The 20,376-nt window shown below is 39.8% G+C and carries 17 protein-coding genes; 16 read left to right on the top strand and 1 reads right to left on the bottom strand.

What is annotated here, in order from left to right; genetic code table 11:
- Nucleotide 1: 1 nt before the first annotated feature.
- Nucleotides 2-649: an MtnX-like HAD-IB family phosphatase gene (locus AC0VYV_RS11530; RefSeq protein ID WP_430246505.1), complete on the bottom strand. Its 648-nt coding sequence runs from the start codon at nucleotides 647-649 to the stop codon at nucleotides 2-4.
- 167 nt (nucleotides 650-816) lie between these two features.
- Here AC0VYV_RS11530 and ilvA point away from each other — a divergent pair, with 167 nt between their 5' ends.
- From ilvA to AC0VYV_RS11610, 16 genes are all read left to right on the top strand, one after another.
- Entirely contained in the window at nucleotides 817-2,073 is a 1,257-nt protein-coding gene (ilvA, locus tag AC0VYV_RS11535) for a threonine ammonia-lyase IlvA (RefSeq protein WP_430246507.1), read from the top strand.
- Between the two features lie 99 nt (nucleotides 2,074-2,172).
- Nucleotides 2,173-3,135, top strand: coding sequence for an LLM class flavin-dependent oxidoreductase (locus AC0VYV_RS11540; protein ID WP_475374866.1), 963 nt, complete (start codon nucleotides 2,173-2,175; stop codon nucleotides 3,133-3,135).
- Nucleotides 3,136-3,284: 149 nt separating this feature from the next.
- Entirely contained in the window at nucleotides 3,285-5,210 is a 1,926-nt protein-coding gene (locus tag AC0VYV_RS11545) for an ATP-dependent DNA helicase (protein ID WP_283154234.1), read from the top strand.
- A gap of 74 nt (nucleotides 5,211-5,284) precedes the next feature.
- Nucleotides 5,285-6,232 (top strand): phosphotransferase family protein, encoded by a 948-nt coding sequence (locus tag AC0VYV_RS11550; protein ID WP_283154233.1) that lies wholly within the window; start codon nucleotides 5,285-5,287, stop codon nucleotides 6,230-6,232.
- 27 nt (nucleotides 6,233-6,259) lie between these two features.
- Entirely contained in the window at nucleotides 6,260-6,829 is a 570-nt protein-coding gene (locus tag AC0VYV_RS11555; RefSeq protein WP_430246515.1) for a histidine phosphatase family protein, read from the top strand.
- A 108-nt stretch (nucleotides 6,830-6,937) separates the two neighbouring features.
- The gene (locus AC0VYV_RS11560) at nucleotides 6,938-7,888 is read left to right on the top strand and encodes an MBL fold metallo-hydrolase (RefSeq protein ID WP_475365215.1); all 951 of its coding nucleotides are present in this window, start codon (nucleotides 6,938-6,940) and stop codon (nucleotides 7,886-7,888) included.
- 97 nt (nucleotides 7,889-7,985) lie between these two features.
- On the top strand, nucleotides 7,986-9,299 hold the full coding sequence (locus AC0VYV_RS11565) for a TrkH family potassium uptake protein (protein WP_475365216.1): 1,314 nt from the start codon (nucleotides 7,986-7,988) through the stop codon (nucleotides 9,297-9,299).
- Nucleotides 9,300-9,312: 13 nt separating this feature from the next.
- Nucleotides 9,313-9,972: a potassium channel family protein gene (locus tag AC0VYV_RS11570; protein ID WP_165995817.1), complete on the top strand. Its 660-nt coding sequence runs from the start codon at nucleotides 9,313-9,315 to the stop codon at nucleotides 9,970-9,972.
- Nucleotides 9,973-10,232: 260 nt separating this feature from the next.
- A complete protein-coding gene (ppc, locus tag AC0VYV_RS11575; protein ID WP_475365217.1) occupies nucleotides 10,233-12,983 on the top strand; it encodes a phosphoenolpyruvate carboxylase in 2,751 nt (916 codons plus the stop codon).
- 139 nt (nucleotides 12,984-13,122) lie between these two features.
- Complete coding sequence (locus AC0VYV_RS11580) at nucleotides 13,123-13,917, top strand: CAP domain-containing protein (protein ID WP_475374867.1); 795 nt, start codon at nucleotides 13,123-13,125, stop codon at nucleotides 13,915-13,917.
- A gap of 167 nt (nucleotides 13,918-14,084) precedes the next feature.
- A complete protein-coding gene (locus AC0VYV_RS11585) occupies nucleotides 14,085-15,260 on the top strand; it encodes an acyl-CoA dehydrogenase family protein (protein WP_475374868.1) in 1,176 nt (391 codons plus the stop codon).
- A gap of 10 nt (nucleotides 15,261-15,270) precedes the next feature.
- Nucleotides 15,271-15,720 carry a MaoC family dehydratase N-terminal domain-containing protein gene (locus AC0VYV_RS11590; protein WP_475365219.1) on the top strand — a complete coding sequence of 150 codons (450 nt, stop codon included), beginning with the start codon at nucleotides 15,271-15,273 and terminating at the stop codon, nucleotides 15,718-15,720.
- Nucleotides 15,717-16,118, top strand: a complete 402-nt coding sequence (locus AC0VYV_RS11595; protein ID WP_475367547.1) for a MaoC/PaaZ C-terminal domain-containing protein — start codon at nucleotides 15,717-15,719, stop codon at nucleotides 16,116-16,118. The genes AC0VYV_RS11590 and AC0VYV_RS11595 overlap by 4 nt, the downstream gene beginning before the upstream one ends.
- A 171-nt stretch (nucleotides 16,119-16,289) precedes the next feature.
- Nucleotides 16,290-17,861 (top strand): flotillin family protein, encoded by a 1,572-nt coding sequence (locus AC0VYV_RS11600; RefSeq protein ID WP_475367548.1) that lies wholly within the window; start codon nucleotides 16,290-16,292, stop codon nucleotides 17,859-17,861.
- Nucleotides 17,862-18,002: 141 nt separating this feature from the next.
- Nucleotides 18,003-19,382: an FAD-binding oxidoreductase gene (locus AC0VYV_RS11605; protein ID WP_283154228.1), complete on the top strand. Its 1,380-nt coding sequence runs from the start codon at nucleotides 18,003-18,005 to the stop codon at nucleotides 19,380-19,382.
- A gap of 111 nt (nucleotides 19,383-19,493) precedes the next feature.
- Nucleotides 19,494-20,366, top strand: a complete 873-nt coding sequence (locus AC0VYV_RS11610; protein WP_475373820.1) for a 3-hydroxyacyl-CoA dehydrogenase family protein — start codon at nucleotides 19,494-19,496, stop codon at nucleotides 20,364-20,366.
- Nucleotides 20,367-20,376 lie beyond the last annotated feature (10 nt).

Below are 20,376 nucleotides of genomic sequence, written 5' to 3' on the forward strand. Positions count from 1 at the left end.
GTCAAATCCTTCCTTTCTCATGCAGGAAATCTTCAATCTGTTGAAACGATTCAATAGCTACGAATGGCACGTTATTTTCTTTTAGTAGTTCTTGCAGTGCGTCTTTAGCAAAAGTAAGATCAGCAACTTTGGCTGGATGAGAATCTGGTTCGCTATCACCAGCAAAATAAACCACTTCATACTTTTCTTTCAGATCAGAAATCACTTTTGATTTATCAATACCATATCTTCTCGAATAATGTTTATGATTCTCATCAATCGACAAATGGACATTTTTATTCTCGTAATAGCCTTTGTTCGAGAAAACAGGAACATTCTGAATCCCATAATGATTCAAAATGTGGTGAATGTAATAATCTGTCCCAGCACTTAAAATGTAGAAATCCCCGCCGTTTTCTTGTACTTTCTTAATAAAGGAAGGAACATGCTCATCAATCGGTAAGGAGAGGATATCTTGAATAATTTGCTCCTCGTGCTGATCAATGGATTGAAATACCTGCCTTAGAAAATCAATATCTTGCATTTCCCCAGCTTTCCACTTCTTATACAACCCTTTACCTTCAGGATAATAAGTTTCTATTACAAGCCAGTAGAAATCTTTTTTTGAAATGGTTCCGTCAAAATCAGATACAAATGCCCACTTTTTCATTGATATTTCCTCCTTCATTTAGTCGTTGACCTATTAAAATTGTAGCATGCTTTCATATTCAAAAGAAATCTGATTCTTTTAGAACAATAACGTACAGCCGCACTAAATTGTGTTAAAATGAATTTTAAAAAGTTAAACAATTCAATTTAATCTGAAGGAGTGCGAGAATGAGTAAAACAATCAGTAAAGTCCAGGTGGAAGATATCATTATCGCAAACCAGGTTTTAAAAGAAGTCGTTGTTCATACACCGCTACAGCGGAATGATATTCTTTCTGATCGATATAATTGCAATGTGTATTTGAAAAGAGAAGATTTACAAAGTGTTCGTTCTTTTAAAATTAGAGGCGCTTATAATTTGATTCAAGGTTTAACGATGGAAGAGAAAGCAAATGGAATCGTATGCGCAAGTGCAGGGAACCATGCCCAGGGCGTAGCATTTTCTTGTAAAACCCTTGGCATTCAAGGACATATCTTTATGCCTGCTACGACGCCCCGTCAAAAAATCTCGCAAGTTGAATTGTTTGGTGGATCGTTTGTGGAAGTCATTCTAACAGGCGATACGTTTGATGATTCCTTTCTAACCGCTAAAGAATTTTGTAACAAACACGACAAAGCATTCATTCATCCTTTTGATGACTATCGAACGATTGCAGGACAGGGAACAGTAGGACTTGAAATTATGAATGATATTGATGAAGTCGACTTTGTGATGCTCAGCATTGGAGGAGGAGGTCTTGCCTCAGGCGTAGGGTCTTATATCAAAAGCATTAGCCCACACACGAAAATCATCGGTATAGAGCCTGAAGGTGCCCCAGGAATGAAAAGTTCCATTGAGAAGGACGAGGTCGTACCGCTTGATTATATCGATAAATTTGTAGATGGAGCTGCTGTGAAACAAGTTGGAAAGCTGACACTCGATATTTGCAAACATATCCTTGATGATGTCGTACTTGTGCCAGAAGGGAAGATTTGTACAACCATCTTAGAGCTATACAACCAGAACGCCATTGTGGCTGAGCCAGCCGGCGCTTTGTCCATCGCCGCCCTCGATTTTTATCGTGATCAAATTAAAGGAAAAAATGTGGTGTGCGTTATTAGTGGGGGAAATAACGATATTAATCGCATGCAGGAAATCCAGGAACGTTCTTTAATTTATGAAGGGCTAAAACATTATTTCATTGTACATTTCCCTCAACGAGCTGGTGCGTTAAAAGAATTTATGGCTGATGTTTTAGGTCCAACAGATGATATTACCCGCTTTGAATACACGAAAAAGAACAATCGTGATCGAGGACCCGTTCTAGCAGGAATTGAGCTCAAACACAAAGAAGATTATGAACCTTTGATTGAGCGTTTAAATCGAAAAGGATTTTCTTACATTGAAATTAACAAGGACCAAGATCTCTTTAACCTACTCATTTAAAACGCCTATAGCAGGCGTTTTTCTTATGAAGTCGTTCGAGTATAAATTGGCCACTTTTTTCTATATGATAAGGAGAGATTGTATTAAAAGAGGTGCGGAATGAAATTAAGTATACTTGATCAAACACCAGTCTTTCATGGAGAAACGACAGCTGAGGCACTACAAGCTTCAAAAGAGTTAGCTATTCTCGGAGATCAACTTGGCTATGTTCGTTACTGGGTTACGGAACACCACGACCTAGATCACTTAGCGTGTCCCACCCCTGAGGTACTCTTAAGCTATATCGGAGCACATACTAGGCGAATTCGACTTGGAGCTGGAGCAATACTACTTCCTCACTATCAACCATATAAGATAGCAGAAATTTTTCATACACTAGCAACCCTTTTTCCAGGTCGCATCGACCTTGGATTAGGCAGAGCACCAGGGGGATCTGCCGAAGCGACTACAGCTCTATCTCCGCGATTTTTAGAAGAAGTTCGGAAGATGCCAGAGAAAGTAGATGAACTACTTCGCTTTATCAATAATGGCTTTGCAAAGGACCATTTGTATCATAATCTTCAAGCAAAGCCTGTTCCTAACCACGTTCCCGAGCCATGGCTCCTTGGAACAGGAAAGAAAAGTGCGCTGTTAGCAGCAGAAAACAGTATGTCCTATGCGTTTGGCTATTTTATGAGCGATCAAAAGGGGAAAGAGCTTCTCGACACATATCGAACAAACTTTGCGGGAGAATCTCCTTATAGCATTCTAGCGGTGTCCATTATTTGCAGTGAGACACAGGAGCGTGCAGATGAGATTGCGCACTGGACTCACGTAGTCAATGAATTTCGAGCTAAAGGGAAAACAACACTCCCAAGTGTTGAAGAGGCACTTACCGTATCACCTCCTAATGATCACAACTCTAAGCTTATTAGTGGAACACCTGAAATCGTCCAAGAAAAGCTGCAGAAGCTAAAAGAACAGTATCAACCAAATGAATTCTTAATCACAACGATTACGCCACATCGAAAGGAAAGACTGACTTCTTTTCAACTTCTTGGTGAGCGGCTTATTCAAGGATAGATCTTTTTTCACTAATAGAAGGAAATCTGTTATGATAGAGTTTGGTTTCTTTTGTTTTTTATAGGATTAAATTTTTAACTGTATCCATTTTACAGTGCCAATAGATATGAAAATAAAAGGACGGATCAAGCTAGAAGAGGAGACCGTACATGACCCAACCATTACCTTTTGAAATCACAAAGGAAGATTCCTTTTTCGAGAAACTCGGCGACTATGTTGGCGACGTATTCTACGACATTTTACCGGAGCATGGATATGAGCTTCGAGATGAACAAATCTTTATGGCTTTTCAAATTGAACAGGCCTTTAAAAATAAGAGCGTTGTGTTTGCTGAAGCAGGCGTTGGAACAGGGAAAACGTTTGTTTATTTGTTGTATGCCATTTGCTATGCAAGGTATACAAGAAAACCGGCGATTATTTCATGTGCGGATGAAACACTTATTGAGCAGCTAGTGAAAGAAGGCGGAGATATTGAGAAGCTTGAGAAAGCTCTTGGTTTAACTGTTGATGTTCGTCTAGCGAAGGCTAGAGAGCAATATGTTTGTGTGAAAAAACTAGACCATCTTTCTCATCGTACTGACGATGAAGACATCTTAAGTGTGCACGATGAAATACCAGAGTTTGTTTATGAACCAGCTGCATCAATGAAGTCTTTCCATCGCTATGGCGATCGGAAAGAATACCCTTGGGTACCAAATGATAAATGGGAAAAAATTGCGTGGGATCCACTGCAACAATGTTCAACATGTGACTGGCGTCATCGCTGTGGCCAAACGTTAAATCGTGAATATTATCGTCATTCAAGCGATTTGATTATTTGTTCTCATGATTTCTATATGGAACATATCTGGACGAAAGACTCACGTAAACGTGAAGGACAACTTCCTTTACTCCCAGAAGCTAGCACAGTTGTATTTGATGAAGGCCATTTATTGGAATTCTCAGCACAAAAAGGCTTGACGTATCGTTTTCATTCGGAAACTCTATCCAGTATTCTTACAGGCTACATGGACCAGGATGTAAGAGAAGAATCGCTTACATTAGTTGAAGAGATCCTGGAGCTTCACGATAACTGGTTCGCTCATCTTAGTCAGTCCGCGATCGCTGTAGAAGGTTCGATTCGAAAAGATGTCCCACGAACTGAAACGATGATAGAAATTGCAAAAGCGATTGCTGAGAAAGTTGATGCTTTGTTAGAGCAGCTTGTTTTCGATTCAGAGCTTTATGTAATGGAAGACTACCATGTCAAGATTATGGAAGAATACCTCGAGTTCTTCTCATATGGCTTAAGAACGCTACTACAGGATGGAGAGGGCATTCATTGGCTTGAAGAAACTGAAACCCAGACTTCTCTTGTCATTATGCCAAGACTTGTAGAAGACATTCTGCGAAAAGAAGTATTTTCACAAAAGATCCCTTTTGTTTTCTCATCAGCAACGCTTTCGCAAGCTGGAGATTTCTCTTATATAGCAAGCAGCTTAGGCATTCAGAAACATGCTTCCTTCTCTGTGAATTCGCCGTTTGATTATGAATCACAGATGAAAATGAATGGTTCTGTAGCTGGAAATGAACATCAAAAATGGGAAGAGATGGGACATTCCCTTCATCTGAATAAAGGTCATTCATTGCTGCTATTCTCTTCGCTAGAAGAAATGAATAGGTTCAGAGAGTGGGCAGACCAACAAAGTTGGAAGTTTAACCTTATTTATGAAGGAGACCGTGAAATAAGCGAAACGGTCAAGGCGTTTCAACGAGATCATTCTGCTGTTCTTTGTTCGTATCATCTATGGGAGGGACTTGATGTACCGGGTGAATCACTTACTCAGGTTCTCATCTCGTCATTACCATTCCCTCCAAATGACCCTGTTTTCCAGGCGAAACGAAGTCATTCAGAAGATCCAGTAAGCGATGTGGACCTTCCCTACATGTTACTTCGCTTACGACAAGGAATTGGTCGTTTAATTCGAAGTAGTGCAGATCATGGTGTCGTCTGTATTTGGATGACAGAAGATCAAGTGACAAAGTATGAACAACAAGTCCAAGATGTTACACCTTTACCAATCAACTGGAAATAATAAAAAGCTCTTTCTCAAACGAGAAAGAGCTTTTTTCTATTGAAGTTGTTATGATAGATAAAGGGAGGTGTGGCATGAAATCAAATTGGGAAAGACATCATTCGATCATTCATCTACCTGATGAAGCGATAACATCAATCGTAAAAAGCTATCAGCCACATCTAAAGGTAAATACCACGACCCAGCTTTCTGGAGGTTTAAGTCATACGAATTATAAAATCGATATTGCTCATCATAGCTCTGTTGTTATCAGAGTGGCTAGAAACCAGGAAAGCTTGAAACGGGAATATGAAGTTCACAGGTCCTTGCCAAAAGATGTGCGAGCACCAGCTTTTCTTCATATGACAAAGTGGAATGGATATCATATTGGTATTCTTGAATGGAAAGAAGGATCCTTGCTGCGAGACCATCTATCTACTTCGTCTCAACAACATATGAAAGCAATGGGGCAATCCATTGGAGAACAGCTTGCCTCAATGAGAGAACTGCGTTTTAATACATATGGTTTTCTTGATTCAACACTTGAAGTAAGAGATGAATTTCAATTAACACCAACCTCATTCATCTCAACTATCGAATCCTTTTTTAATCATCATGCTTCCAAATGGTTATCTCTTACTCTAACTGATAGAGTGATGTCATTTGTAAGGAACAATGCCTATTTGCTTGAGCAAGATCAAAGCGAACCCCGCCTTGTTCACGGGGATTATAATGGACTTAATGTACTAATGGACGGAACAGAAGTAAGCGCCGTTCTAGATTGGGAATTTGCCTTATCAGGTAGCATTTATTTTGATTTAGGTAACATGATTCGGTACGAATTTGATCACATGACATCATTTAAAGAAGGAATTCAGCAAGGATTATTAAATAGAGGAATCACCCTGCCAAAACAGTGGCAGAAGCTTGCCAAACTGGCAGATCTCGTTGCGCTTTGTAGCTTGCTTGATCGACCAGTATGTGGGGAAAACAGGGTAAGAGATATCACTCAACTTATTACTAAAACGATAGAATCCTATTAAGCAGGAACAATCGAGAGGGGAATATACATGAGGATTGGATTTATACGCCACGGGAGTACAGCATGGAATAAAGAGAAAAGAGCTCAAGGTAGCTCAGACATTCATCTTGACGATCAAGGTCGCAGTGACGCAGCGAAGCTTGGAGACTGGTTAAAGAACGACAAGTGGGATGTGATCTTCTCAAGTGATCTTTCACGAGCTAAAGAAACAGCAGAGATCATCGCCAAAAAGCTCAACCTGAAAGTGATAACCGATCATCGCTTACGAGAGGCCGGCGGTGGGCAGATTGAAGGAACTACAGAGCAAGAACGTATTAAGAAATGGGGAGAAAACTGGCGCGAATTAGATCTCGGTATTGAAAAAGCTCATCTTGTTGTTGAACGCGCACATGCGGCAGTAAATGATTTTCATGATAAATACTCCGGTTTAAATGTGCTAGTAGTTAGCCACGGTTCTTTTCTTAGACATTTCTTTAAAAGCACCCTACCTGAACTAAATCATGAAAATCATATTGTAAATACTTCTTTAACGATTCTTAAAAGAGATGGAGACAAATGGTTAAATGAAAAGTTCCATTCCACACGCCATCTTAATTAATAAACGAATCAATCCATTTCCTGAGTCTTTATTTAGAGAGGATTTTTGATAATGATCGAGAAGACCTTCAATATAGAACGTTACCATTCATTATTGGAGGGAAAAGCCATGAACGCAAAACCCGAAATGATAGGGGAAGATTTATCTCTTATTGATCTCTATGACCTCTCCCTTGAACTAAGGACGGGTTCTTATGTCCTGCATGAGGAAGAACTTACAATCATTGAAACTAGCGCGAGTCCTTCGATTCCTTACTTAATTAGCGGGTTAGAAAAACTCCAAATCAATTTAGAAGAGGTTCGCAACATCATTGTCACTCATATCCATCTCGATCACGCTGGAGGGACAGGGCTATTTCTTGAAAAATGTCCCAATGCTCGTGTTTTTGTTCATCCAAAAGGGATTCGCCATTTAGAAAACCCATCTCGCTTAATTGAAGGAGCAAAAGCTGTTTATAGGAATAAATTCCAGGAGTTATTCGAACCAATAATTCCGATTCAAGAAGACCGGCTAATCGCCATGAATGACATGGACACGATGCGAATTGGGCCGAATCGAATGTTAACTTTCATGGATACTCCAGGACATGCCAAACACCATTTCTCGATCTATGACTCAAAAACGAACGGGGTGTTTGTAGGTGATACGATGGGAGTTTATTATCCGCAGCTCGATGTTGAACTTTATCTTCCATCAACATCACCAAATCAATTCGATCCAGACGCAATGCTAGCATCTGCTGAAAAAATCATGGCCTATGAGCCAGACGCCATTTATTTCGGTCATTATGGAAGAACATCTAACCGAGATGAGGTAATGGCTCAATTAAAAGGCTGGTTATCCGATTTTCTGAGAATAACAAATGACCTCATGCAAAAGAAAGAGGCGCCAATTACTGAGCTTCTTTCAAAAGCGCTATTAGCACATGTGGCAAGTAACCTTTCAATAAAAGGAGTACCTTCCGATCATCCTATATATGATTACATAAAAGTAGACTTACAAGTATGTGCTCTTGGCCTAATCGATTATTTGAAACGAAAATCAGTTCGAACCACTTAGATTCTGCTTAAGTGGTTTTCTTGTGAATAATAGGCAAAGGCTTTTTTTTCATGTTATATTGAATGAATCAGTTAGATCAACAGTACGGAGAGATGCTATGCTAAAAAATAAATCAACGATTCAATCCTTCCGCTATATTTTCATAATGTATGTCGGTACTATTATTTTATTTGCGACCTTTTATATGCTGCCGTTTTCCCACTATGGCTCATTACAGGTCATTGACTCTCTCTTTATATCAACTAGTGCGCTCAGCGTTACAGGATTATCTTCCGTTGACATCTCGTCTGACTTTACACGAGTTGGACAGGTCTTATTGATTATTGAAATGCAACTAGGAGGCATTGGAATCCTCGTACTCGTCAGCTACCTATTTTTAATGATGGGTAAGAAACTAACAATGTCAAGTATGGTCCTTCTATCGAAAGACCAAAACCAGTCGCAGTTAAGAACCATTCGTTCATTAAGTATTTCCGTTTTAATGATCGCGTTAACGGTAGAAGCCATTGGTTTTAGTCTCATGTTCAATGGGATAAGTGAGCAATATAGCTCAGTTAAAGAAGCTGTTTTTGTTACTGTATTTCACAGTGTAGCGAGCTTTACGAATGCTGGGTTTGATTTATTTGGAGATAGTTTGATTTCTTATCAACACAATTGGCTCTTGCTGTTGACTTCAGCAACGATGATCTTTCTAGGAAGCCTCGGTTTTCCTACTATTGTAGAATACATACTCGGCTTTCGAAAAAAGAAAAGCTTGTTTACAAAAGTGAACATCCGTCTTCATAGTTCGCTGTTTCTTGTGGGGGTTGTCATATATTTCACTATAGAACAAAATGGCGTTTTTGGCCATTTGCCAATATGGGATAAGTTCGTAAACGTGATTTTTCTATCAGCTACATCACGGAATGGCGGCTTAACAACGGTAGACATTTCAACACTTAATATCACAACTGTTCTCATACTAATGACATTAATGTTTATTGGTGGGGCATCTTCAAGTACCGGCGGGGGTCTTCGCTTAACAACCTTTGCGGTTCTTGTAGCAAAAATGGTGTCAGTAGCAAAATCTGAAGAATATACCACGCTATTTAAGAAGACCATTTCGCAGGACTCGATTAATAAATCTTTTTTGATCTTTTTAAGCTTTATCTTTTTATTTGGATTTTCAACCATAATTCTGTCCATATTTGAGTCTCAAGAAATCATTTTAGTTGCATTTGAGGTTATATCTGCTTTAACAAACACTGGTTTATCGATGGGGATTACGAGTGAACTTGCAGGAGTTTCAAAGTTGCTATTATGTATGCTAATGATTATTGGGCGCATTGGTGTATTTAGCTTCATATACGCTGTATTTAAAATAGAAAAATCAAAAACGCGCTATATTAAAGAAGATTTGGCCGTAGGTTAAGGAGTGAGAAGTCATGCGAAAACAATTTCTAGTGATCGGTGCTGGTCGATTTGCGAAAGGCATTATTCGTGAACTATATGAGCAAAAATGTGATGTTGTCGTTTGTGATAAAGATGAGGGACCGCTAGAAGATATAGATGACTACACAACACATTCAATCGTTGGTGATTTAAGAGAAAATCGAGTGATGGATGATTTAAACGTAGAACAGTACGATGCTGTTTTTGTAGCTATAGGAACTGATGCCTATTCAGCTATTTTAATTACAAATCGTCTTCGTGACCGAAAAGCAAAAAAAATTATTACTAAAGCAGTGAGTCGAGAAATAGGAGAAATCCTGTCTAACTTAGGGGCTGATCAGGTCATATATCCTGAGGAAGAAGCAGGGATGAAAGTGGCCAAACAAATCATGATGCCTAACGTCCTTGAATACATTGAAATTACGAAGAATGTATCAGCTATTGAAGTAGAGGTACCAGAAGAACTGATTGGAAAAACATTACTTGAACTTGATTTCTCTAGAAAATACGAGTTAAACGTTTCTCTCATCTTGCGAAAAGAAGCCCCCATCTTAAGTCGCTATGCCGAAGTGGCTTTCCAAAAAGGGGATGTGATTTTGATGGTAGGAGAGAATAAAAAAATAGAACGTTTTAAACATAAGTTTTCTATTTAGTAACAGGGGTAACCATAAGCATATAAACACCAAAAAATCCGCATACTATTGCGGATTTTTTTATGAAAATGCAAAAAAATAAAAAAATATTTGTATCCGTTTTCATTCCTTTATTACCAGTACTAAGGCCTTATATCCATTCCAAAAAACGGTGTCATAAAAGATGACAAGAATAAAATTTCTTGTTTATAATAAGTTTATTGAAATATTTTTAATATTTGGTATTAAGTTATTAGAAGAAAAAGAAAGGTTGATCGGACATGACAATTGATACGGCACATTCAACTCAACAAAGTCACCACGTTGCCCTAAGGCGTGACATTAACATGCTGGGAAGCCTACTCGGTGACGTTTTAGTGCAGCATGGCGGCAAAGAACTTCTAGATATGGTGGAATCCATTCGCGAGAAAACAAAATCTCTTCGGAATGTTGCTGATTTGGAAACTTCTCAACAATTAAAAGAAACGATCCAAACGCTCCAACCTCCTATGAGAAAACAGGTTATTCGAGCATTTGCCCTTTATTTTCATCTTGTCAATATTGCGGAACAAAATCACAGAATTCGCAGACGTCGAGATTATCAAATGTTAGAAGAAGAGCAGTCGCAACCTGGTTCAATTCCTCATGCTATTGCCTTACTTAAAAAGAATAATGTTCCTGGGGAATTGATTGAAGATACGCTATCTTCCATTTCATTGGAATTAATCCTTACAGCACATCCAACTGAAGCGACAAGACGATCTGTGCTAGAAATTCATAAAAGAATTGCAACATCACTTAAACAGCTAGACAATCCTTTACTTACAAAACGAGAGCAAAAGGCATTAAAGGCTGATCTATTGAATGAAATCACAACACTATGGCAAACGGACGAGTTACGTCATAAGAAGCCTTCTGTGATGGATGAAGTGAATATGGGACTGTTTTATTTTGAGGAAACGTTATTTGAAGTGCTTCCTCAAATTCATCAAGAGCTTGAAGAGTGTTTGCGTGACCATTACCCTGATGCTAAATGGGAAGTACCTAACATTTTGAAATTTGGTTCATGGATAGGTGGGGATCGAGACGGAAATCCATTCGTTACCCCTGAGATGACATGGAATACGCTCGAAAGACAACGGGATGTAGTCATTACAAAATACAAAGACTCAGTGAAAAATTTAATGCGGCAGCTAAGCCAGTCGACGAACCGCATCGCCATTTGTCCAGAATTGACAAAATCAATTGAAGAAGATCAAAATCGCATACCTGATACGAAAGAGTGGGGCGTTCCACATGAAGCTTATCGCGTAAAGCTTGCTTATGTATTAGAAAAACTTCAGCGCGTTAATCGTGAGAACGGATACAAAAACTCAGAAGAATTTATAACAGATCTGAAGTTAATAGGAAATAGCTTGAAACAGCACTTTCCTGAAGGGTCCCACTTCACAGAGTTGAATAAGCTTATTCGTCAGGCATCTCTTTTTGGTTTTCATCTCGCTACTTTAGATGTTCGAAACCATAGCGGTGAACATGAGGGGGCTATCGCAGAAATTTTAAGTCGTGTAAATCTGGCTGAGAATTACGCCGAATTAGATGAAGAAGAAAAGGTTCAGTTACTCAATCGTCTTCTTGAAGACCCACGACCAGTTCTTTCTACCTATGAGGATTATTCGGAGAAAACACAAAAAATACTCGATATCTTTACGATGATTAAAAAAGCTCACAAAGAGTTTGGTCCTCAATCAATTTCTGTATACTTAATCAGTATGACCGAATCAGCTAGTGACCTTCTTGAGGTACTCGTTCTTGCTAAGGAAGCAAATATTTACCGTCTACACGCAGACGGTAGCGTTGAAAGTGATTTAAATATTGCTCCTTTACTTGAAACAATCGATGATCTTAAAGCTGGTCCTGCTATTATGGAGAAGCTCTTTGATCTTCCAGTCTACAAACATCACTTAGAAAAGCATGATCAACGTCAGGAAATTATGCTGGGGTATTCCGATGGAAGCAAGGATGGTGGAACACTAACAGCTAACTGGAAGCTATATCAAGCTCAACAAGAAATTAGTCGGATCGCTTCTGACCGTAACCTTCGACTTAAATTCTTCCATGGTCGCGGTGGAGCGCTTGGCCGTGGTGGCGGTCCACTACGAAGAAGTCTATTGTCGCAACCTCCTGAAACATATACGGCTGGTGTAAAGATTACGGAGCAAGGAGAGGTTCTATCTTCTCGTTACTTGCTTTACGATATTGCTTATCGAAGTCTAGAACAAGCGACGACAACCTTGTTATCATCTGCCGTATCAGGGATCGAAAAAGATGTTAGACAAGAGAAGTGGCATGAAATTATGGAAGAAATTTCGGCTGTTTCCCTTAAATCTTATCAATCCCTCGTATTTGAGGATGATGGGTTCCTGGCTTACTTTAAACAAGGAACGCCATTACCAGAACTTGGCGCATTAAACATTGGTTCCCGTCCAATGAGCAGAAAAGGTACAGACCACTTCGATGACTTACGTGCAATCCCATGGGTATTCGCTTGGACTCAAAGTCGCCAGTTAATGCCAGCGTGGTATGCGTCAGGTACCGGTCTTACCGAGTTCGCTGCAACAGAAGAAGGATTAAGCAGTCTAAAAGAAATGTATGCGAATTGGCCGTTCTTTGCATCTCTTATCGATAACTTGCAAATGGGATTAATGAAAGCAGATCTCGCTACAGCAGAAAAATATATGTTCTTAATTGATGATGAACACCTAGCGAACCGCATCTTCGGAAAAATCGTCGATGAATACCATCGTACAAAAGATGTCATTTTAACGATTACCGGACAGGAAGAATTACTTGATGGTACGCCAAACATTAAAGATTCGATCCGTTTACGAAATCCGTATGTTGATCCACTAAGTTCTCTCCAAGTGGAACTTATCTCAACGTATCGATCCAACGGTAGTGAGGACGACGAGCTTCTGAAAGAAATTCTCCTCACAATCAATGGAATTGCGGCTGGCCTACGAAATACAGGCTGATCGTACAGTCCTCCTCATTATTATGAGGGGGATTTTTTACATGTTAAATGCTCTCGGTATTCTCGATTTTTACCACAAATACTTTGCCCTCTAATAGAAAAACTAAGACGGTAACAAAAGAATCAAAGGAGGGCAACGTATGTACAAAAAGTTAATGCCGTTATTATTGCCGGGTTTATTGCTTCTTGGAGCATGTAATGCGAATAATAACGATGAAGCGTTAAATATCAGTTCACCTACAGAGGGTATTCAGCGAATAAACAGTGGTCAGCTAACGATCGATCCTAATTCATATAGCACTGAAACACCAAGTGGTAAATTCCCTCATGGTGAAATGGTTCAGGATGGTCAGTTCGAATTCAATGAAGCACTTCCTAATGTTGATCCAAGAGAATATTTACCTGAAGGATTCCCAGAGCAATACGGAATCGGTGGCAAGGAAGAACAACAGCGTCAACAAAAAATGAGACCTGATCAAAATACAGGTCAATCAGAGTCAAATCAAAAAGCCGCACCGAATCAAGAGAAGTCTCCAACCTCCGAACCATCAGGGGAAATCACGAAAGAAGTCCAGCAAGTGATCGATTTAACAAACAAAGAACGAAAAAAGCAAGGGCTTTCTGCACTAAAAGCAATGCCATCATTAAGCGATGTCGCACAGGAAAAATCACGCGACATGCAGCAAAAAAATTACTTTTCTCACACAAGCCCTACGTACGGATCTCCATTTGATATGATGAGGGACTTCGGCGTAGATTTTAATACGGCTGGAGAAAACATCGCACAAGGTCAGCAATCACCAGAAGCCGTGGTTGATGCTTGGATGAAAAGTGAAGGTCACCGTAAAAACATCATGAACAGCAGTTTTACTCACATTGGGGTGGGACTTGCTCAGGATGGTCATTATTGGACACAGATGTTTATTGGAAAATAGTACAGCAGGTGAAAGGGTCATGTACGTGACTCTTTCGCTTTTTTATTGAAAAAATTTCAAGAATCTACATAATGAAGAAGGAGGTCTCTTTACTTTGTCGAATCAAGATACTAACCGGTTAGTAAGTAATCGTCTAAATATGATAAACTCACAAGGAGAGATGACCGATGGATTTACGATTAACTGACGAACAAGTGATGGTTCAAAAAACGATTCGGAAATTTGTAGAAAATGAGTTAATCCCTTTAGAAAATGATGTACTTCGAAATGAACGTGCAGGAAAGCCAGGCGTATCCGCCGAAAAGATGGAGGAGCTTCAGCAAAAAGCGAAAAAAGCAGGATTCTGGGGAATTAATACACCAGAGGAATATGGTGGCGCTGACCTTGGTCAAATGATGCTTGCCATTGTGATGATGGAAGTTTCTAAAACATTTGTCCCGTTTCGTTTTGGTGGATCAGCAGACAATATCTTGTATTACGCCAATGAAGAGCAGAAGGAAAAGTACCTCCTGCCGACCATTAATGGTGAAAAAAAATCATGCTTCGCTATGACAGAACCCGGCGCGGGATCAGATACGCGCAACATTAAAATGACTGCAGTACGGGATGGGGATAATTGGGTTCTTAACGGAGAGAAAACGTTTATCACTGGCGGAAATGAAGCAGATTTTGTGATGGTTATTGCCATTACAGATAAAGAAAAACACGCAGCTGCAGGTAGAGATGGTGTCACGTGTTTTATTGCGGACCGAGAGATGGGATGGAAATCTGAATACATCCACACAATGGGAGAATGGGGACCTGCTGGCCTAGTCTTTGACAATGTACGTGTGCCACACGAAAATATCCTTGGTGAAGTAGATGGAGGATACAATCTCGGACTTGAGTGGATCGGGTTTGCTCGCTGGATTGTTGGTGCGACAGCGGTAGGAGCAGGCGAAAGATTGTTGAAAATGGCGATTGACTATGCAAATGAAAGAGAAACATTTGGAAAGCCCATCGCAGAACGTCAAGCGATTCAATGGCAAATCGCCGATTCAGCTGTTGAAATAGAGGCCGCTAAATGGCTGGTGCTTAACGCAGCGTATACACTTGATGAAGGGAAAGATAATCGACAACTTGCATCGATGGCGAAATTATATGGATCTAACATGGGGAATCGCGTTGTAGACCGCGTTTTACAAATTCATGGTGGTATGGGCTATACGAAAGAGCTACCAATTGAACGCTGGTACCGAGAAGCTCGCCTTTGGAGGATCTATGACGGAACGGATGAAATTCAACGATTAATCATTGCTAGAAACCTGCTGAAAGGGCATGTGAAAGTAGGACAATACGCTTAGGAGGGTATTTATGTTTGAATCGCTCATTGGGACCCGGTCCAATCCTGTAAAAAACATTGTTGAGCGCGGTTCGTTGAAAGCGTTCTCAAAAGCAATTGGAGATGAATCGCCTATTTATATCGATGAAGCAGTAGGAATGCGCTCAAGATACGGAGCAAACATCGCGCCGCCTACATATCCAAGAGTATTTGACTATGGAGAAATAAACGGATTTGATTTACCAAATGTCGGATTGATTCACGGAAAACAATCATTTCACTATGAGCGTCCACTTCTAGTTGGAGAAACGGTGATGTGCTCGACATCACTTGAAAACTATTATGAGCGAAAAGGAAAGAGCGGCTTGCTTGGTTTTCTCATACTAAAACGATACGGAGAAGAGCCAAATGGAAAACTCATTTTTACAGAAGAGCAAGTGGTTATTATTACTGAAGCAGTGAGAAAGGGGATGAAATCATGAAGATGGCTAATGACTTTGAAGTGGGGACACAGCTAGAAATCACTCTCCCTCCTGTTTCAAGGTTAGATCTTATTAAATATGCCGGGGCATCCGGAGATTTCAACCCAATTCATACGATTGACGAAGAGGCTGCAAAAGCAGGGCTCCCAGGTATCATTGCTCACGGAATGTGGACGATGGGAAACCTATCAAAGCTATTTACTCCCTATTTTGAAGAAGGTTTCCTAGAAGATTATTCTGTTGCTTTTAAAGGAATGGTTTTCTTAAACGATGATATTACTCTTCAATCATCACTCGTTTCCATTCAAAATGATCGGTATTATTTTGATGTGCTCGCTATTAATCAAAATGAAGAAACAGTTGTGAAAGGATCAGCGACACTTAAAAGATACCAATAAAACTAAATAAATAACTCTCCATTTGAAACGAACCATTCACGGGTTCGTTTTCTTTTTGCAATAAAATCGTTAATTCGATTAATTCTGAAACTTTATTTGTTCCAAATCGTAGAAATTAAGGAAGGCAGTTACATAGCAACCTTTACAATTTTTCGAAAGGATGATGCAAGCATGATGGAATTTATCGGATTAATCATCTCCGGTATCATTTTGTTTATATTATTAGTGGCTGGTGGGATTGGCTTTTTTATTTTCAAAAGAAGATACAAAACCGCTAGCTCAAACCAAGCGCTGATTATTACAGGACCAAAACTAGGCGATGCTGAAAAAGACAATCGAATCTTCGTAGATGACAACGGCCGCAGTATGAAAATTGTACGCGGTGGCGGGATACGATTAAAGCTATTCCAAACAAGTACACCGATTGATCTAACATCATTTCAATTAGAAATTGCTTCACCAAAAGCCTATACCTCAGAAGGTGTTCCAATTAGAGCGACAAGTGTCGCAGAGATTAGTATTGGAAGTAAACTTGAAATTGTCGCGAACTATGCAGAAAAATTTCTAGGTAAGCCTCAAAAAGAAAAAGAACGTGAATTAAAAGAAGTTCTTGAAGGACACCTTCGCGCCATCATTTCTTCCCTTACAGTCGACGAAATTTACAAAGACTTCAATTCAGTGAACAAAAAAGTGAAAAACATTGCTGAAGAAGATCTTAAAAATCTTGGTTTTGAAATTACGTCGTTTGCTTTAAAAGAATTAAAAGATGACGATGAAGAGAATGGATATCTAGAAGCGCTTGGGCGTCCAAGAATTGCGGAAGCACGAAAAGACGCTGATATTGCGGAAGCAAATGCAAGACGTGAAACCCGTATGCATAAAGCCAAAACAGATCAAGAAGCAGAAGAAGATGAGATTAGACGACAAATTGAGATTGCACGCTCTCAAAAAGACAAAGATGTGAAAGAAGCCGAGTACAAAGCTGAAATTGAACAGGGGCGCGCACGTTCTGAACAGTCTTACAACCTAGAACAGGCGAGATTAAATCAGAAAGTAAAAGAAGAAGAGATGCAAGTTCAGTACATTGAACGTCAACGTCAAGTGGAATTGGAACAAGAGGAACAGAAGCGTCGAAAAACTCAGGCTGATTCAAATGCATACGATATTCGTGCAAATGCCGAAGCAGAAGCAGAGCGCGATCGTATTGATGGACAAACAAAAGCTGATATTGAAAAGCAAAAAGGACTAGCTGAAGCGGAAGTTATTAGAGAACGTGGCCGAGCGGAGGCAGAAGCAAAAGAATTAATGGCTCAAGCAATGGAAAATTACGGTGATGCTGCGATTATTGAAATGCTTGTTGACATGTTGCCGAAATATGCACACGAAATTGCTCAGCCGCTATCTCAGATTTCAGAAATGAAAGTGATTGATCTAGGAGGTAGTAATAGTAGTGGTTCAACCAAAATAACCGATAACGTCACGAAAACAATGACAGGTCTTCAAGCAAGTCTGAAGGAATCAACGGGAATGGATTTGAAAGCTATGTTAGAAAGCTTTGTTTCTAGAGGGCAATACGACTCTTTCTCCGCTAATGATCAAGTTAATGATCAAGACTCTAAAGATGAGAAAGAAGAGGACCCCAGCACATATGATAGCCAATATGAAGTCGCCACCGCTTATGAAGAAGAGAATGAAAAAGAAGCACAAGAAAATATTGAACAATCGGAAGAAGAAAACAAGTAACACTGTTAAAGTCTGGCAAAAGCCAGGCTTTTCTTTTTGACTTATTGCTATAAGAATTGACGTTATGAAAACAGTAATGATAAAGTAATGAGAGTATTATCAGAAAAGTGTTAATTTTACATAAGAGTGGAGGAAAGCTATATGAAAATCGTATCTTTGCTTTCAACATTTCTAGACGACGATCAAATTAGTGTTAATGCAACGATTCTCGAACAACATAGCAAAGATGAATCTTATCATACGCCACACGATCCGGACGTTGTTGTTTTCCCAAGAACAACCGAGCAAGTAAGTAAAATTATGAAAGCGGCCAATGAGCATAGGATTCCCATCGTGCCATTTGGCTTGGGATCTAGTCTTGAAGGGCATGTGATTCCATATCATGGCGGTATTTCAATTGATTTTCAATTGATGAACCAAGTTCTCGAAGTTCGACCAGAAGATTTTCTAGTACGCGTCCAACCAGGTGTCACACGTTCACAATTAAATAAAGAATTGAAAAAACACGGTCTCTTTTTCACAGTAGATCCAGGTGCGGATGCAACGTTAGGTGGCATGGCCTCAACAAATGCAAGCGGAACCACTTCAGTACGGTATGGTGTAATGCGTGATCAGGTTCGAGACATGGAAGTTGTTCTTGCCGATGGACGGGTCATCCATACCGGTAGCATGACTGCAAAGTCTTCATCAGGTTACCATTTAAATGGCCTTTTTGTAGGCTCAGAAGGGACACTTGGGACATTTACAGAATTAACACTCAACGTAAACGGCATACCAGAAGCTACGCTTGCAGGGCGAATCGTTTTTCCAACTGTAGAGCGAGCTGTAGCCACCGTTACTAATATTCTTCACGCAGCCATTCCGGTCGCTAGAATCGAACTAGTAGACGCACGCTCAGTACAACAGGTGAACAAAACAAATGAAACCAACTATATCGAAAAACCAACGTTATTTGTTGAATTTCATGGTAATGAAGCGGGGTTAAATCAAGATGTTACCTTTGCCAAAAGCATCGCAGAAGACAATGATTGCGAAGAATTTATATTTGAGCACGATACGAAGAAAAGAGCGCTTCTTTGGGAAGCGCGACATAATCTTGCTTACTCCTTTAGTCATGGTTCTCCAGGAAAAAAGATGATGGTAACAGATGTATGTGTTCCCATTTCAGAGTTAACTGGCGCCATTCTCGATGCACGAAAAGCCATCGAGAAATTTGATTTAGACGGAGCTCTACTGGGGCATGTAGGGGACGGGAATTATCATGCTATTGTGATGATTAATCCCGATGACCCCATTGAACTTGAAAAGGCAAACAAGCTAAACCAACACCTAGTGCACTATGCTCTAGATCGTGGCGGAACTTGCACTGGTGAGCATGGGGTAGGTACTGGCAAAGCTCAGTATCAGCAAAAAGAACATGGAGGTTCTCTCGAAGTCATGCTGGCATTGAAGAAAACGCTTGACCCTAATGGGATCCTAAATCCGGGGAAAATTTTCGTGACTGATCAAGTTTCATTCTAGATATGAAAGACCGTTCAAACAACTGAACGGTCTTTTTAATTTGAATCCTAAAAGGAACTAGTTGTCTTCTTCGAGAAGTAAGTGTAGTACAAAATGTAAGCGATTTCACTTATGTGTTTTTTAGGAGGACGAGAAATGACGATGACGAAAATTGCTGTTGTTGGGGCAGGTACAATGGGAAAAGGGATTGCTTTCTCAGCTGCAGCTGCAGGGCTTTCAGTGAAAATGCACGATGTTAGTGACGAGGCTTTGAAGCAAGCACAGATCTATGTAAAAGACCAATTTGAACGTTTGGTCAAGAAAGAGAAAATAACAAGAGAGCAAGCAACAAAAAGATTCAAAGGAATACAATTCACACACGAATTGAAAGAAGCCGTCTACGATTGTGATCTTGTGATCGAAGCAGTCCTTGAGGTAATGGAATTAAAAACAAGCATTTTTAAACAACTAGATGAGTTTGCTCCAGCTCACGCTATTCTTGCAACAAACACTTCGACAATGAGTCCAACCGAAATTGCCGCACAAACCATGCGCCCTGATCAATGTCTTGCTCTTCATTTTTTTAATCCGGTACCAAAGATGAAGCTCATTGAAGTCATTTGTGGGCTGGAAACATCTGAAGATACCATTGATAAAGCGATGCGGTTTGGAGAAACCATTGGAAAAGAATGCGTAAGAATCAATGAGTTTCCAGGCTTTGCAGTTAGTCGTATGAATTGTCTAATTGGCAACGAAGCGATGAATATGGTGATGGAAGGTGTAGCTACACCCGAAGACATTGATAAAGCCATGAAACTTGGTCTAAATCATCCAATGGGTCCTCTTGAACTAGCTGATCTTGTTGGTCTTGATACTCGAGTACGCAATATGGAGTACTTATACAAAACGCTAGGTGAAAAATATCGACCCTGTCCCATTTTAATAAAGTACGTAAAGGCAGGAAGACTTGGGCGAAAAAGCGGAAGAGGCTTTTATACATATTAATAGAAAGAAG

Source organism: Anaerobacillus sp. QJM3NY_17, from assembly GCF_056173665.1.